The organism is Prevotella sp. C561 (assembly GCF_000224595.1).
GTDB classification, from domain to species: Bacteria; Bacteroidota; Bacteroidia; order Bacteroidales; family Bacteroidaceae; genus Prevotella; species Prevotella jejuni.
The window spans coordinates 118545-134806 of record NZ_JH114145.1 but is presented as its reverse complement, the minus strand read 5'-3'; the positions used below and the strand labels follow the sequence as shown (position 1 = coordinate 134806).

Sequence of the window (16262 nt, the reverse complement as noted above, 5' to 3'; positions counted from 1 at the left end):
TTTTTTTCAAGAAAAATTAATGTTTTTGCATTATTCTGTTAACTTTTCTCTGCTCTAATATTAAATAAACTATTGATTATCAAACTATAATAAAGGCATCACTCTATATCCATGTAAACTAAAATAAAATGTCCTTTCCTAACCTATCTACTAAGATCTAACGAACAGACCGCCCTTCTTTCCAAATAAAATTAGAGTATAATGATTAGGTTTATGCTTCAGATATGTGGCGTAATAGAGCTTATAAGGTCAGAAGAAGTAACCCCTCCCCCACCTCAACTACTAATTTTTCTCTCGTCAACCATCCTTGCTGAGAGGGAAATAATGATTGATATTACCCATACAAGTGGAACAATACGATTAACATTGACCTTTTATTAGCCTCCAACAAGAGCTTCATTGTGGCTACTTTCCTCTTCTCCTGTTCCCTTTAATCAGCACATGTTGTCTCGAAGAGGAAGTAAATCCAACGATTTGCAACCGCTACTTATATGTAAAACCGCTTATTACTCTTTGAAGAAAACTCTCCGAGAAGCCCCCACAGAATGATTGATAGCGTAAGAAGAAACACTATACATGATAGCAAAAATTGTAGAGATGTTTTATAAACCACTCCCCTATTCTTTCAAGCAAGGTTCTGAGGTGATATAAGAAAAGGCCCTTCTTCGTTCGAGAACATGCTCTTCTTGCATGTTGAAGACGCCCTTCTTGAGGCAAGAAGAGCATGTTCTCAAACGTTATTCGTAATAAATTGATTTATTGTAAGTTATAAACACGTAATTAATAGACATTACACTCGTCTTTTGAGAGTATTCAACGTTGTTCTATGTAATGGTTTTTCAATATATCAGTTTTTATCTTTTTTACATTGTTCTCAGCTTGTCACAACAGCATTCCATCTTATGCAGCCAGTGTTATTCAAGTTTATTACCCTCGTTTTAGCTTAATTCGTGCAATTCGTAGTTTGCTTTCTCAGTCCACTATAGGCAACAACTGACTATCATTCCTACAAGGAGATAATAACTACGAATAGTACTCACACGTTATATTTCGTCTTCAACTTCAGCTATATCAAGACTCAACACAAAAAGTAGGAAAGCCTCACAAAATAGGTAAATAATGAGTAAATAGAATCGTTTCTACCATAACAACAGACAGTATAGTACATATAGCAAACAGATATGAGAACTAACAAAACATAAAGAACACAATTTGTATTTTATCGCCCTACACATAATATAGGTGTAACTCCTATCGTACATGCCACTGAGAGATAACCATAAGACGTAGTCCTATCGAAGCATTTACACCTTATATATATAGTATATAAAAAAAGAACGAAGAGCTTACTCAATAAGAATAATCTCTTCGTTCTTAAATTATAGTTCCTTTATCAGAATCTATTAGTATCTTATTTTATAATACCTTGTTCCTTAAATATCTTTGTCAACGCCTGAACGCCACGTTCAACCTGCTCTTCAGTATGAGTAGCCATCAACGCAAAGCGTACCAATGTGTCTTGTGGAGCACAAGCAGGAGGAATAACAGGGTTGATAAATACGCCAGCCTCGTAAGCCAATCGCGTAACAATGAAAGTCTTTTCGATATCACGTACATAGAGTGGAATAATCGGACTCTCTGTATCACCAATCTCAAAGCCTTCTTCCCTAAAGCGTTTTAGAGCATAATTTGTAACCTTCCATAACTGCTCCAGACGCTCTGGCTCCTGCTCTAAGATATGAAGAGCTTCCAACGCAGCCGCTGTTGCAGATGGAGTATTACTTGCAGAGAAGATATAAGTACGGCAAGTATGACGAAGATAGTTAATGGTATCCTTATCACCTGCTATGAAACCACCGATAGAAGCCAAGCTCTTTGAGAAGGTACCCATAATAAGATCAACCTCATCAGTCAGCCCAAAATGGTCGCAAACACCTCTACCCTGACGGCCAAAGACACCTAATCCGTGTGCCTCGTCGACCATAACAGAGCAATTGTACTTATGCTTCAACTCTATAATTGCAGGGAGATTAGCAAGGTCTCCCTCCATAGAGAAGACGCCATCAACAACGATCAACTTAACAGCCTCTTTAGGAAGACGCTGGAGAATACGCTCCAAATCCTCCATATCGTTATGCTTGTAACGCAGTTGAGTTGCAAAACTCAAACGACGTCCATCTACAATACTCGCATGATCGCGGTCGTCACAGATGATATAATCACCTCGTCCCACAACCACAGCGAGAACACCAGCATTCACAGAAAAGCCTGTTGAGAAAACAAGCGCCTCATCTTTACCTTCAAAAGCAGCAAGTTCTTTCTCTAACTGTACATGAAGATCGAGCGTACCATTTAAGAATCGACTTCCAGCACACCCCGAACCATACTTATCAAGAGCACGATGAGCAGCATCAATCACACGCTGATCGTTTGGTAAACCCGTATAGGCGTTAGAACCAAACATAAGAATCTTGTTGCCATCAATATCTGTTACTTCTGTTCCTTGCTTACTTGTAATCTCACGAAAGTATGGATAGACACCTGCCTCCATAAACTTTTGCGGCTCGCGGTAGCTTTTGTACTTGTCTTGTAATTGTCCCATTATTTTTTAATATGGTGTAGTCAATGACTACTTAAATATTATTTTCAGGCTGCAAAGATACTAATTTAGAATGACAAAAAAGTCTTTTTGATTAGAAAAGTGGTTTTTAAACATTTTTACTCTCTTAATCTCCACGATATAAACAACAAATATGTATCTTTGTACAAATAAACTATGCGCTGATTATTTGGCACAATGAATAAGAAAAAATAACTTTTATCCTAAACCCAATATCGGGTACAGTCAGTAAAGCAGGAATTCCTGACCTTATTGAAGAACGGCTTGATAAAGATAGGTTTGACTATTGCATAGCAGAAACAAGTTATGCTGGCCATGCAACTGAGCTCGCAAAGGAAGCGGCAAAGGATGGTATTGATATTGTTGTTGCTGTAGGCGGAGATGGTACTGTCAACGAAGTTGGAAGAGCACTGACCCAAACAGACACGACAATGGGCATCCTTCCATGTGGCTCTGGTAATGGACTTGCCAGACACCTAAACCTACCCATGAACCTTAAGAAGTGTATTGACATTCTAAACTACTGCGATATTAAGAAACTTGACTACGGTATCATTAACGAACATCCATTCTTCTGCACCTGCGGAATGGGCTTTGATGCATTCATTTCTATGAAGTTTGCAGAAGCTGGGAAACGTGGTCCTATCACTTATATGCAGAAGGTTCTTGAGGAGGGATTGCGTTATGAGCCTGAAACTTACGTCATTGAAGATGAAGACGGAACGCATAGCTATAAGGCCTTCCTCGTCTCTGTAGCCAATGCCTCACAGTATGGTAACAATGCATACATCGCTCCTCAGGCATCAATGAGCGACGGACTGTTAGATGTTATCATAATGGAACCATTCGACCTCATCGATGCGCCACAAGTTGCCATAGAACTTTTCAATAAGACATTAGATAAGAACCTGAAGATAAAGACCTTCAGATCCAAGCATATACACATACATCGTAAGAGCGAAGGCATCATTCACTATGATGGCGACCCTATTACATCAAGTGCAGATGTAGATATTTCTATTGTCCCTAAAGGCATAAACATCATTGTTAACCCTAAGGGTGGGAAGGACTGTAGACAACCAAATATGTTACAAACAGCCTTTTCTGAGATATTCTACAACTTTGACTTGATGAGACAAGACCTTACCAAACAAAGTAGAAAAGTACAGGCAATCAATAAGAATCTGCTTCGCAAACTAAATATATAGAAACTCCATAACAAGGCGCATGGGCTTTACTTTTAAGCAATTCCATATCGTTGACAACCACACGGCCATGAAGGTCGGGACAGATGGGGTATTGCTTGGAGCTTGGGCACAAGGAGGTAAGAAGATTCTTGACATCGGAACAGGGACAGGACTCATCGCTCTCATGATGGCTCAACGTTTTCCTTTAGCCGACATTGACGCTATAGAGATAGACAAAGGAGCTTTCGAGGATGCTCAGCTTAACGTTTCACAATCTCCGTTCAACGATAGAATAAACATCATCAATTGTTGTCTACAAGACTATCAGCTATGTCATGAAACCTGTACTGAGGACGTTTATGATGCAATCGTCTGTAATCCGCCATATTTCATCAACTCATTAAAAAATCCTTTACAGTCAAGAACGACTGCAAGGCATGCTGACTCCCTCTCTCCACAAGAACTTATTTATTATGCTAAGAGGCTCCTTAAAACAAAGGGAACGCTCTCCATTATCATTCCCTATGACAACAAAGATATACTTGAAGCAGAAGCTATATTTAACGGATTATCAGTATTGAAGCTTGTAAACATTAAGACTAAATCTTCAAAACCAGCTAAACGCTGCTTAATAGAATTTGGGAAGGACGCTACTAAACAATGTGAGACGGAAGAACAAGTGCTGACCACCGATAAGGGGACACGCACAGAATGGTATCAAAATATTACACAAGAATTCTACATCAAGTAGGCATGAAGTAGATAGACAATAAGGTAAAAACATTACCATCTATCTCAAAGAGCTTATGCGTTGTTATATATGCTGTTTAACCATATCAAACAGCAAGCTTAAAGCCCCGAAAAACAGTTTTTCTTATTTACATTGCAACTCATCCTAACCACCATCTCTTCACGCATATAAACCAGTCTTTTTACAAGAGAGCCAATTAAAGCACAATTATTCTTTCAGTCTTTCGGTTTTATTTTGTACCTTTGCAAGCTAAAAGTAGGTATAAAAGAACTTTATGAAACAAAATAGCTCTATTCAAATGATTACTGATTACGAGGGTGATATGCCAAAGTTAGACATACAGGTCGACGGCGAGATACCCGTTTTCGTAACCCGTAACCTCGTTATGTTCCCTGGGATTCTCTCCCCTATCCTCGTTGGAAGGAAGCCAACATTAGAACTTGTTAGACACTTGGAAGAGAATCCAAACACAATCATAGCGATTGTCAGTCAGAAAGATAGCAACATTAACGAGCCTCAAGAGGACGACATCTATACGACAGGTATCTATGCACGCTTCGTTCGTGCCTTTGATATGCCTGGTAATTACGAAGGTAATAACCGCACAGTGATATTGCAAGGTCTTGGTAAGTGTAAGATAAAGAAGATTACAACGACAACACCTTACATGAAGGGATACACTGTGGCTATACCAGAAGAGGCTGAGCCAGAAAAGGACAAAGAGTTTTCTACAGCTGTAGAAGACATGAAGGTGGTCGTAAAGGAATATATCCATGGTAGTGACGACATTCCAGACGATTCACAATTCGCACTTGACAACATTAATAATCCTGTCATTGCAGTGAATTATATTTGCTCAACAATGCCATTCCCTGTGACTGACAAGATTCAAATGTTGGAAGAGAACTCTATCAAGGATCGTCTGTTTTCGTTGATGAAGGTGCTCAATCGTGAAATACAATTCCAGCATCTCCGTCAGGATATACGCTCAAAAACACGTGAAGATCTCGATGAGCAGCAGCGCGAATACTTCCTGCATCAGCAGATTAAGAATATTAAGGAGGAGTTAGGGGATGGCGATTCTGCACCTGACAAGAAGGAGTTGCTTGAGAAGGCAAAGAACAAGAAGTGGCCAGAAGAGGTTGCTAAAGTTTTCCAAAAGGAATTAGACAAACTCGAAACATTAAATCCACAAAGTCCTGACTATAGTGTACAAGTAAACTACTTGCGCACAATGGTTAGTCTGCCTTGGGATGAATATACCAAAGACGACCTTGATTTGAAGCGTGCAAAACGTATTCTTGACAAAGATCACTATGGTATGGACAAGGTGAAGGAACGTATCCTTGAATATATTGCAGTCCTTCAGTTGCGTGGCAATCTAAAGTCACCAATCCTCTGCCTTTATGGTCCTCCGGGTGTTGGTAAGACCAGTTTGGGCAAGAGTATAGCCGAAGCTATGAAACGTAAGTATGTTCGTGTGTCATTAGGTGGCCTCCATGATGAGTCAGAAATCCGAGGACATCGTAAGACTTACATTGGTGCTATGCCTGGACGTATCATCAAGAATATCCAGAAGGCAGGCTCATCAAATCCAGTCTTCATCCTTGACGAGATTGATAAGGTTACTCAGAACACTGTTAACGGCGACCCTTCATCAGCCTTGTTGGAGGTTCTCGACCCTGAGCAGAACAATGCCTTCCATGATAATTACTTGGATATGGACTACGATTTATCAAAGGTCTTATTCATTGCAACGGCCAATGACATCAATACAATCCCACGTCCACTACTCGACCGCATGGAACTTATTGAGGTTTCAGGCTATATCACGGAAGAGAAGGTTGAGATAGCAAAGCGCCATCTCGTACCAAAAGAACTGGAAAATACAGGTTTAGACCAGTTAGAAGAGAAACCAAAATTTGCCAAGGCAACGTTGGAGAAGATTATTGAAAGCTATACTCGCGAAAGTGGTGTGCGTCAACTTGAGAAGCAAATCAACAAAGCTATGCGCAAGTTGGCTTTCAAGCAGGCAATGGATAAGCAACTTCCTTATACGAAGATTACACCTGATAAGTTGGAGGATTTATTAGGTAAGCCACCTTTCACACGTGATATCTATCAGGGCAACAAATATGCTGGTGTGGTAACAGGTCTTGCATGGACCAGTGTTGGCGGTGAGATTCTCTTTATTGAGACCTCTCTTTCTAAGGGTAAAGCAGGTAAGTTAACACTGACAGGTAACCTTGGTGATGTCATGAAAGAGTCTGCTGTCATTGCATTGGAGTATGTCAAGGCACATATCAACGCATTGAACGTTGATTATCGCATCTTTGAACAGTGGAATATCCATATCCACGTACCAGAAGGAGCGACTCCAAAGGATGGTCCTTCAGCTGGTATAACGATTGCAACAAGTATTGCTTCAGCACTTACACAGCGTAAGGTGCGTAAGAACACTGCTATGACGGGTGAAATAACCCTACGTGGTAAGGTTCTTCCTGTGGGTGGTATTAAGGAGAAAATACTTGCTGCTAAGCGTGCAGGAATTACTGATATCGTGATGTGTTCAGAGAATAAAAAGGACGTTGAGGAGATTCCTGAGGTTTATCGTAAGGGTCTTCAATTCCACTTCGTTGAGAACATTCAGCAGGTATGGGACTTTGCGTTGACCGATGAAAAGGTAGAACATCCAGTAGACTTTACGATTGTTGAAGAAAAGAAGGAGGAAACAAAATAATGACATTTGAGCTTCAACATACAGATAATGCCAGCGATGCCCGCACAAGTATCATCACAACCGACCACGGACAGATAAAGACTCCTATCTTTATGCCTGTTGGTACCGTCGGTTCTGTTAAGGGTGTACACTTTGAGGAGTTGCGTAAACAGGTCAAGGCACAGATTATCTTGGGTAATACTTATCACCTTTACCTGCGTCCAGGACTTGATATCATCAAGGCTGCAGGTGGTCTGCATGGTTTCAATGGTTGGGATCGTCCGATCCTGACGGACTCTGGTGGTTTCCAAGTTTTCTCATTGACAGGTATTCGTAAACTGTCAGAAGAGGGCTGTGAGTTCAGAAGTCACATCGATGGTTCTAAGCATATCTTCACACCAGAGAGCGTGATGGATACCGAACGAATTATTGGTGCCGATATTATGATGGCTTTTGACGAGTGTCCTCCAGGGCAGAGTGACTACCAATATGCCAAAAAGAGTTTGGAAATGACACAGCGTTGGCTTGACAGATGTATTAAACGTTTCAACGAGACGGAGCCACTCTACGGTCATAACCAAAGTCTCTTCCCTATCGTTCAGGGCTGTACTTACAAGGACTTACGCTGCGAAGCAGCAAAGTTTGTGGCTGACAAGGGTGCAGATGGTAATGCTATCGGTGGCTTAGCAGTTGGTGAACCAACAGAGGTAATGTATGAGATGATAGAAGTTGTCAATGAGATTCTTCCAAAAGACAAGCCTCGTTACCTGATGGGAGTCGGTACACCACAGAACATTCTTGAAGCTATTGAGCGCGGTGTGGATATGTTCGATTGCGTTATGCCTACCCGCAACGGCCGTAATGCGATGCTCTTCACCTACAATGGTACGATGAACATGAAGAATAAGAAGTGGGAAAACGATTTCTCACCGATTGATCCTGACGGCTGCGATATTGATGTTATCACAAGTAAAGCTTATCTCCATCATCTTTTCAAGGCAGGAGAATTGCTCGCAATGCAGATTGCCAGCATCCATAACCTTGCGTTCTATCTCCGCCTCGTCACGGATGCACGTACACATATTGAGCAAGGTGACTTCGTACAGTGGAAAGCTTCTGTCATTGAACAGTTAGGAAGAAGAATTTAAGAAGAAACCAAATGAGTAAGGTTAAAGAGATTGTTGATAAAGTTAAGAAACTGATTCATCATTTCGGACTACGTGTGATTACACGCTTTCCCGTCTTGAAGAAGGTAGGACATCTACTTCAGATGCTCTCCCCTTCGCGTTATATCGGTATTCTGGACTGGTATATCATTAAGAAATTCATAGGTACATACATCTATGCTATCTTATTGATTATCTCCATTGCTATTGTGTTCGACTTCAACGAGAACCTCTCTAAGTTCACGCAATATCATGCCCCATGGCGAGCAATCATCTTTGATTACTACGCCAACTTCGTCCCTTACTATTCCAATCTCTTCTCACCACTATTCGTATTCATTGCAGTTATCTTCTTTACTTCTAAACTGGCAGGTAACTCAGAGATTATTTCAATGATGGCAGCTGGCGTTTCCATCAGACGACTGATGCGTCCCTACATGATATCATGTGTGCTCATCGCAGGCTTAACATTCTATCTTAACAGTTTTGTGATACCTCATGGGACTGTTATTCGCCAAAACTTCGAGTCTCTCTATCGTAATTCTAAAAAGAACACATCGGCAGAGAACGTACAACTGTTTGTTGCAAAAAATACTACCGCTTATATTCAGCATTACGACGACCAGTATAAACGGGGCTATGGGTTCTCACTTGTAAAGACTAAAAACAAGAAGATTGTTAGCCACATGACTGCAATGGAGATTCAGTATGATACGGTTGCTGACACAAAGTATCATTGGAAGGTAAGTAACTGGAAGATACGTACACTGAAAGGACTAAAGGAGCATATCCAAAGTGGAGCCTCAAAGGACACCGTACTACTCATGGAACCGACCGACCTTGTCTATTCTAAAGGTCAACAGGAGACCTTTACCTCCCCAGAACTACTAAACTATATCTCCAAGCAGACCAGCCGTGGTTCTGGTAATGTAGTACAATACGAGGTTGAGTTCCACAAGCGAATAGCGATGTCGTTCTCCTCCTTCATCCTAACTATCATTGGTCTCTCCCTCTCTTCACGTAAGAGGAAAGGTGGAATGGGACTCTATCTTGGAATCGGTTTGGCACTCAGTTTCGGCTATATCATGCTCCAAACCGTTTCAGCAACCTTTGCTATTAAGGATGACACACCGCCTATATTGGCAGCGTGGATACCAAATATTATCTTTGCTATCATCGCCTACTTCTGCTATAGGCATGCACCAAGCTAAAAAGACGGACAAAACAAAAGTAAAAACTACCCTCATTGAAGAAGGGCAAAACAGTAGAATATGTATTTTGAAGATTTAGATTTAAACGATAACGTACTTGACGCACTATATGACATGCGTTTTGATGAATGTACTCCAGTTCAGGAGAAGTGCATTCCCGAAATATTAAAAGGACACGACGTATTGGGTGTTGCCCAAACTGGTACAGGTAAAACAGCGGCTTACCTACTCCCAGTTCTCTCTAAACTGGCTGATGGTGGCTACCCTGAGTCAGCAATTAATTGTGTCATCATGTCGCCTACACGTGAGTTGGCACAGCAGATTGATCAAGGTATGCAGGGCTTTGCCTACTATCTTAATGGTGTATCTTGTGTTGCTGTCTATGGTGGTAATGATGGTAATAGATACGACCAGGAGTTGAAGAGTCTCGCATTGGGAGCAGACGTAGTGATTGCTACACCGGGCCGTTTCATCTCTCATATCTCTCTTGGAAACGTAGACTTATCTAAGGTGAGCTTCTTCATTCTTGACGAAGCTGACCGCATGCTCGACATGGGTTTTGCGGATGACATCATGACAATAGCAAAGAAATTGCCTGCTACATGTCAGACAATTATGTTCTCTGCTACCATGCCTAAGAAGATTGAAGAACTTGCTAAGACACTGCTAAAGAATCCTGTTGAGATTAAACTCGCTGTTAGTAAACCTGCAGAGAAGATTCAGCAGACAGCTTACGTATGCTATGAGACACAGAAGATGGGTATCATTAAGGATATCTTCAAGGCTGGCGACCTCAAACGTGTCATTATCTTCTCGGGTTCAAAACAGAAGGTAAAGCAGATTGCAGGATCGCTCAATCGTATGCACATCAACTGTGGTGAGATGCATTCCGACCTCGATCAAGAACAGCGCAATGACGTTATGTTTAAGTTCAAGAGCGGACAAATAGATGTACTGGTTGCTACAGACATCGTTGCACGTGGTATTGATATCGACGATATCGCAATGGTCATCAACTATGATGTACCTCATGACGCAGAGGATTATGTTCACCGTATCGGTCGTACAGCACGTGCTGACCGTGACGGAAAGGCAATTACCTTTGTGAACGAAGATGATATCTATTTCTTCCAACAGATTGAATCATTCTTAGAGAAGGAGATTGAGAAGGCACAACTACCAGCTGACCTTGGTGAAGGACCAGAGTATAAGAGCAACGGAAAACCTAAGAAGGGTGGCAATAGTGCCAAGAACCGCCGCCGTAAGGACCGTGATCATCAGAGTCATAAGGACAAGAAACAGGGAAACAACAAGCAGCGCAACAGACGTCCTACACCACAGACTCAGAACAACACTGACGAGAACAACGCGAACCAACAGGAGCGTAAGGCTGGAAACAAACAGAATAATAAAACTCAAAAGCAGCAAGATAACAAGCCTGCAGCAACTGAGGGTAAACCAGTAAACAAGAAGAATAACCGTCAGGGTAAGGGTAAGCAGCAGGAGCGTCAGCCAAAAGCTGAGAACGAGAAGCGCAATGACAGAAAACCTGCTAATAATAAAGGTAATGCTGAAAACACTACCAATCAGCAGAACAAGAAGCCTAACAATAAGCGTAAGAAACGTAACAACCGCCAGCGTACACCAGAAGACAAGTCTGTAAGAAGGAGTACGAAATATGATATTCGTGAGGATTTACCATCAACATCCAACAAAGAATCAGGCTTGAAGGCGCTTATTAAAAAGCCTCTGAAGTGGCTTCGTGGACTTGGTAAGAAGTAAAACAAGTGTGCTTACACATTATTATATAATGCCCATAACCCAAGAACAAGGGTTATGGGCATTGTTTTATTCCCGCCTGCCCATTAATGAATGATACGCATAACAGCACCTTTTTTAGCCTCATCAACATCTTCTATGGGGGTAACTCTGTAATCAAACTCCTCATTGCAAGGAAGGGAAAGGAAGAAAAACCATCTTCTCCTACTTACAAGAAAACTATCACTCGACGCTTCTAAGAGCCCTATGTATTCGTAAAAAATCACTACATTGCATCAAACTGAACTCTCTCTAAGTAGAAGTATATTATCTCTTAAATACGACTTTGTAACATACAACAAATCAAGATGTTACACGTAACCTCAAAGAAGACGCCTCTCTTGATCATAGAAGGGCGTCTTCAACACGCAAGAAGGGCATGTTCTTAAACATTGAAGAGCGTCTTCTTAAACTATGACGAGCATGTATTAGACATGAGAGGAGCGAAAATAGTTGACAGAAAAGTTTTGAAGTCTCCTCCTCCCAGCCCCGCTCAAAAAGAAAAGGGTGCGCCTAACGAGATAAAGTTCACTATGATTATATGGGTCATTAAATGATTTTCATAACAAAGGTATAGACTTAAAGACATGCCAAAATCAGTATATGGAAAGTGAGTTTATAGTTATTGATGGGAGTGAGCACTTGGAGGAGGCTGCGTTCCTCGGCTGACATGAACAGAGTATATACCCATACACTAACAAAATAGAAATATATTTTAGGTGCAAGATATTTTATGTGATTAAAGAGCAAAGAATTATATCGAAAATAAAACATAGCTTTTTCGTATAAAATAATTTTCCTGTCATTACTGTCATCACCTTGTTGTATGTAACTAATTAGCTTACAATATTTTATACGAAATGTTAAATGTGACAGCAAACTAAAATAAAAAAAGTTTAGTATAATAAGGTATTTGATTTACATATATATGTTGTAAAATTGAAGAGCAATCTGACCTTCGGAATGAAAGGTAAGAAAAGGGGGTATCCACACATCCAATCTGTTGCGAAAAGGATTTCTGTTTGTCTATTAAATCAATGAAAGAATACAAACAACAAGGGAATTGTTGACACGTAACGACACTGAAAACCAGAGAAAAAAGAGATTTAATAGCGTTACAAAAAGATACTTTATAATAGAAACTAAGGATAACTAATTAACACTATAACCAAATATTTTACGACAAAATGACAAGTAATTTAGCAAAAAAGTATTACCTTTGCAAGGTGAACAAGCGTAAATATATGACATAAAACATTTCAGGGTATAATAATAAAAACAACTATTTATGAAAGCAACAGAAGTCGTAGAGAGATTAAAACAGCGTTTTCCAAATGAGCCAGAGTATATTCAGGCTGTTTCACAGGTATTAGATACGATCGAAGATGAATATAATAAACATCCAGGTTTTGAGCAAGCCAATCTTATCGAGCGACTCTGTGTGCCAGACAGAATCATAAAGTTTCGTGTAAACTGGGTTGATGACAGGGGAAATGTACAAACTAATATGGGTTTTCGTGTACAGCATAACAACACTATTGGACCTTACAAAGGTGGATTACGTTTCCATGCATCAGTTAATGAGTCTATCTTAAAATTCCTTGCCTTTGAACAGACATTCAAGAACTCACTAACAACACTCCCTATGGGTGGCGCTAAGGGTGGTTCAGACTTTTCTCCTCGAGGTAAGTCAAATGCAGAGGTAATGCGTTTCTGTCAGGCTTTCATGAGAGAATTGTGGAATTACATTGGTCCAGACTGTGACGTTCCAGCTGGTGACATCGGTGTTGGTGGACGCGAAGTTGGCTATATGTTTGGACAATATAAGAAACTGACGAATCAGTTTGTTGGTATCCTTACAGGTAAAGGTCAGGAGTTCGGTGGTTCCCTCATCCGTCCTGAAGCAACAGGATATGGTAATGTATACTTCTTACAGAACATGCTCAAGACTCGTAATATTGACCTTAAAGGTAAGACTGTCCTCGTCTCTGGTTCGGGTAATGTAGCACAGTACACAATAGAAAAGTTGCTTGAATTAGGTGCTAAGCCCCTTACCTGTTCCGATTCTGATGGTTACATCTATGATCCAGATGGTATAGATGAGGAGAAGTTAGCTTATATAATGGAACTTAAGAACATTGAGCGTGGACGTATTCGTGAGTATGCTGAGAAGTATAATGTGAAGTATGTTCCAGGAGGAAGACCTTGGTCTGAGAAGGCTGACATCGCAACTCCATGTGCGACACAGAATGAAATCAACGGAGAAGCAGCTGCTGAACTCGTAAAGAATGGTGTTATCGCTGTGACAGAAGGTGCAAACATGCCTTCAACACCAGAGGCTGTAAGGGTCTTCCAAGAAGCAAAAGTGCTTTATTGCCCAGGTAAGGCAAGCAATGCTGGCGGTGTAGCTGTATCAGGACTTGAGATGAGTCAGAACTCAGGACGACTAAAATGGAGTCGTGAAGAGGTTGACCAGAAACTCCATCAGATTATGGATGATATCCATGCAAACTGTGTCAAGTATGGTACAGAAGCCGATGGATATATCAACTATGTAAAGGGTGCTAACGTTGCAGGCTTTATCAAGGTTGCTAAGGCAATGATGGCGCAAGGCGTTATTTAGGTTTTCTACGCCTATCAAACGCAACTAAAAAACAGGAGCACACAGCTTTAACCATAGAGAAGGTTCATAGTATTTATTCAAAACGATATAAGATAGAATACTTAAAAGGACGTTCAAAGGGTTTAGCCTGTGTGCTTCTGACATATTTCGTACTATCACCAGCATAATTCTTATACGACACAAAAGATTATTAAACAATTCCCTATTGACCTTGAAAACACCCCTACTCAACTCCCCCAAGCTACAAACATACTTTGAAACATAACAAGACAAGTTCGTTTATTTCCGTAGAATTTAGTACTTTTGTAGCTGAATTAAAATTAAGATTATGAAACTTTCAACAATAGTACTTTCCATTATGTTAGGACTCAGTTCTTCAACTATGGCACAACAGAAGGATGTTACCATCAAACTTATCGAAACAACTGACGTACATGGTTCTTTCTTTCCATACGATTTCATCACTCGAAAGCCTAAGAGCGGTTCTATGGCAAGAGTCTATACATTAGTAGAAGAACTGCGTAAGAAGGATGGAAAAGACAATGTCTATTTATTGGATAATGGTGATATCCTACAAGGTCAGCCTATCTCCTACTATTATAATTACGTTGCACCAGAGAAGACTAACATCGCTGCAAGTGTGCTTAACTATATGGGATATGACGTAGCAACAGTAGGAAACCACGATATTGAAACAGGACACATGGTTTATGACAAATGGTTTAAGGAGCTGAAGTTCCCTATCCTTGGTGCAAATATTATCGACACAAAGACTAATAAGCCTTATATCTTACCTTATTATACTATCAAGAAAAAGAATGGTATTAAGGTTTGTGTCATTGGTATGCTCACCCCTGCTATACCTAACTGGTTAAAAGAAAGCATCTGGAGTGGTCTACGCTTTGAAGAAATGGTCTCTTGTGCCAAGCGAACAATGGCTGAGGTGAAGACGAAAGAGAAGCCAGATGTTATTGTTGGTTTATTCCATTCTGGTTGGGATGGAGGTATCAAGACACCTGAATACGATGAAGATGCTTCGAAGAAAGTAGCAAAGGAAGTGCCTGGTTTTGATATTGTTTTCTTCGGTCATGACCATACTCCACATAGTTCTATTGAAAAGAATATTGTTGGTAAAGACGTAATCTGTCTTGACCCTGCTAACAATGCACAACGTGTAGCGATAGCAACATTAACCCTTAGACCTAAGACTGTCAAAGGTAAGCGTCAATACACCGTAACAAAAGCTACGGGTGAATTAGTTGATGTAAAGGATCTCAAAGCTGATGATGCTTTCATTCAACACTTCCAACCAGAGATTGATGCTGTAAAGGCATGGAGCGATCAGGTAATTGGAAGATTTGAAAATACTATCTATTCAAAAGATAGTTACTTCGGCAACTCTGCTTTCAACGACCTTATCCTCAACTTGGAGTTGGAGATTACTAAGGCAGATATTGCTTTCAATGCACCTTTATTATTCAACGCATCTATCAAAGCAGGTCCTATCACTGTTGCAGATATGTTCAATCTTTATAAGTATGAGAACAACCTCTGCACCATGCGTTTGACTGGTAAGGAGATTCGTAAGCATCTTGAGATGAGTTATGATTTGTGGTGTAACACGATGAAGAACCCTGAAGACCATCTTCTTTTACTATCTAATACCCAGAATGATGCACAACGTCTTGGCTTCAAGAACTTCTCATTCAACTTTGATTCAGCAGCTGGCATTGATTATGAAGTCGATGTTACAAAACCTGATGGACAAAAGGTACGTATCCTTCGCATGAGTAATGGAGAACCATTTGATGAGAATAAATGGTACACAGTAGCAGTTAATAGCTATCGTGCTAATGGTGGTGGCGAGTTATTAACCAAGGGTGCTGGTATTCCACGTGACTCTTTGAAGAGTCGAATCATTTGGGAAAGTCCAAAAGACCAACGCCATTATTTAATGGAAGAGATAAAGAAAGCTGGTGTGATGAATCCACAGCCAAACCATAATTGGAAGTTTATTCCAGAGACATGGACCGTTCCAGCTGCAGCACGTGACCGTAAACTTCTTTTTGGAGAATAAACAAATCAGAAGGGAAAGTAACCAAAGAGCAATAAACATAATGACAGTTTAGAGTTTAAGGTTAATAGAATTAGGCAAAAAATAATACTG

Annotated in this window: 9 protein-coding genes; 8 read left to right on the top strand and 1 reads right to left on the bottom strand. The window is 40.5% G+C overall.

Annotated elements, in window-relative coordinates; translation table 11 throughout:
* Nucleotides 1–1411: 1411 nt before the first annotated feature.
* A complete protein-coding gene (locus tag HMPREF0666_RS08250; protein WP_009011942.1) occupies nt 1412–2602 on the bottom strand; it encodes an aminotransferase class I/II-fold pyridoxal phosphate-dependent enzyme in 1191 nt (396 codons plus the stop codon).
* A 209-nt stretch (nt 2603–2811) separates the two neighbouring features.
* Between HMPREF0666_RS08250 and HMPREF0666_RS08245 the strand changes: the two genes are divergently transcribed.
* From HMPREF0666_RS08245 to HMPREF0666_RS08210, 8 genes are all read left to right on the top strand, one after another.
* The gene (locus tag HMPREF0666_RS08245; RefSeq protein ID WP_042856188.1) at nt 2812–3828 is read left to right on the top strand and encodes a diacylglycerol kinase family protein; all 1017 of its coding nucleotides are present in this window, start codon (nt 2812–2814) and stop codon (nt 3826–3828) included.
* Between the two features lie 19 nt (nt 3829–3847).
* Nucleotides 3848–4558: a tRNA1(Val) (adenine(37)-N6)-methyltransferase gene (locus HMPREF0666_RS08240; RefSeq protein WP_009011940.1), complete on the top strand. Its 711-nt coding sequence runs from the start codon at nt 3848–3850 to the stop codon at nt 4556–4558.
* A 274-nt stretch (nt 4559–4832) separates the two neighbouring features.
* Nucleotides 4833–7298 (top strand): endopeptidase La, encoded by a 2466-nt coding sequence (lon, locus tag HMPREF0666_RS08235; RefSeq protein ID WP_009011939.1) that lies wholly within the window; start codon nt 4833–4835, stop codon nt 7296–7298.
* Entirely contained in the window at nt 7298–8425 is a 1128-nt protein-coding gene (gene tgt / locus HMPREF0666_RS08230; RefSeq protein ID WP_009011938.1) for a tRNA guanosine(34) transglycosylase Tgt, read from the top strand. Before lon ends, tgt begins: the two co-directional genes overlap by 1 nt.
* 11 nt (nt 8426–8436) lie before the next feature.
* On the top strand, nt 8437–9654 hold the full coding sequence (locus HMPREF0666_RS08225; protein WP_009011937.1) for an LptF/LptG family permease: 1218 nt from the start codon (nt 8437–8439) through the stop codon (nt 9652–9654).
* A gap of 60 nt (nt 9655–9714) precedes the next feature.
* Nucleotides 9715–11436: a DEAD/DEAH box helicase gene (locus HMPREF0666_RS08220; protein ID WP_009011936.1), complete on the top strand. Its 1722-nt coding sequence runs from the start codon at nt 9715–9717 to the stop codon at nt 11434–11436.
* Nucleotides 11437–12760: 1324 nt separating this feature from the next.
* Nucleotides 12761–14095: an NADP-specific glutamate dehydrogenase gene (locus HMPREF0666_RS08215; protein ID WP_009011934.1), complete on the top strand. Its 1335-nt coding sequence runs from the start codon at nt 12761–12763 to the stop codon at nt 14093–14095.
* Nucleotides 14096–14423: 328 nt separating this feature from the next.
* Nucleotides 14424–16172: a bifunctional UDP-sugar hydrolase/5'-nucleotidase gene (locus tag HMPREF0666_RS08210; RefSeq protein WP_009011933.1), complete on the top strand. Its 1749-nt coding sequence runs from the start codon at nt 14424–14426 to the stop codon at nt 16170–16172.
* Nucleotides 16173–16262: the final 90 nt, after the last annotated feature.

Bases quoted from the DNA above. Each gene is read 5' to 3' on its own strand.
- HMPREF0666_RS08215 (WP_009011934.1), top strand. From the start codon at position 12,761: ATGAAAGCAACAGAAGTCGTAGAGAGATTAAAACAGCGTTTTCCAAAT.
- HMPREF0666_RS08250 (WP_009011942.1), bottom strand. From the start codon at position 2,602: ATGGGACAATTACAAGACAAGTACAAAAGCTACCGCGAGCCGCAAAAG.
- HMPREF0666_RS08210 (WP_009011933.1), top strand. From the start codon at position 14,424: ATGAAACTTTCAACAATAGTACTTTCCATTATGTTAGGACTCAGTTCT.
- HMPREF0666_RS08240 (WP_009011940.1), top strand. From the start codon at position 3,848: ATGGGCTTTACTTTTAAGCAATTCCATATCGTTGACAACCACACGGCC.
- HMPREF0666_RS08220 (WP_009011936.1), top strand. From the start codon at position 9,715: ATGTATTTTGAAGATTTAGATTTAAACGATAACGTACTTGACGCACTA.
- lon (WP_009011939.1), top strand. From the start codon at position 4,833: ATGAAACAAAATAGCTCTATTCAAATGATTACTGATTACGAGGGTGAT.
- tgt (WP_009011938.1), top strand. From the start codon at position 7,298: ATGACATTTGAGCTTCAACATACAGATAATGCCAGCGATGCCCGCACA.
- HMPREF0666_RS08225 (WP_009011937.1), top strand. From the start codon at position 8,437: ATGAGTAAGGTTAAAGAGATTGTTGATAAAGTTAAGAAACTGATTCAT.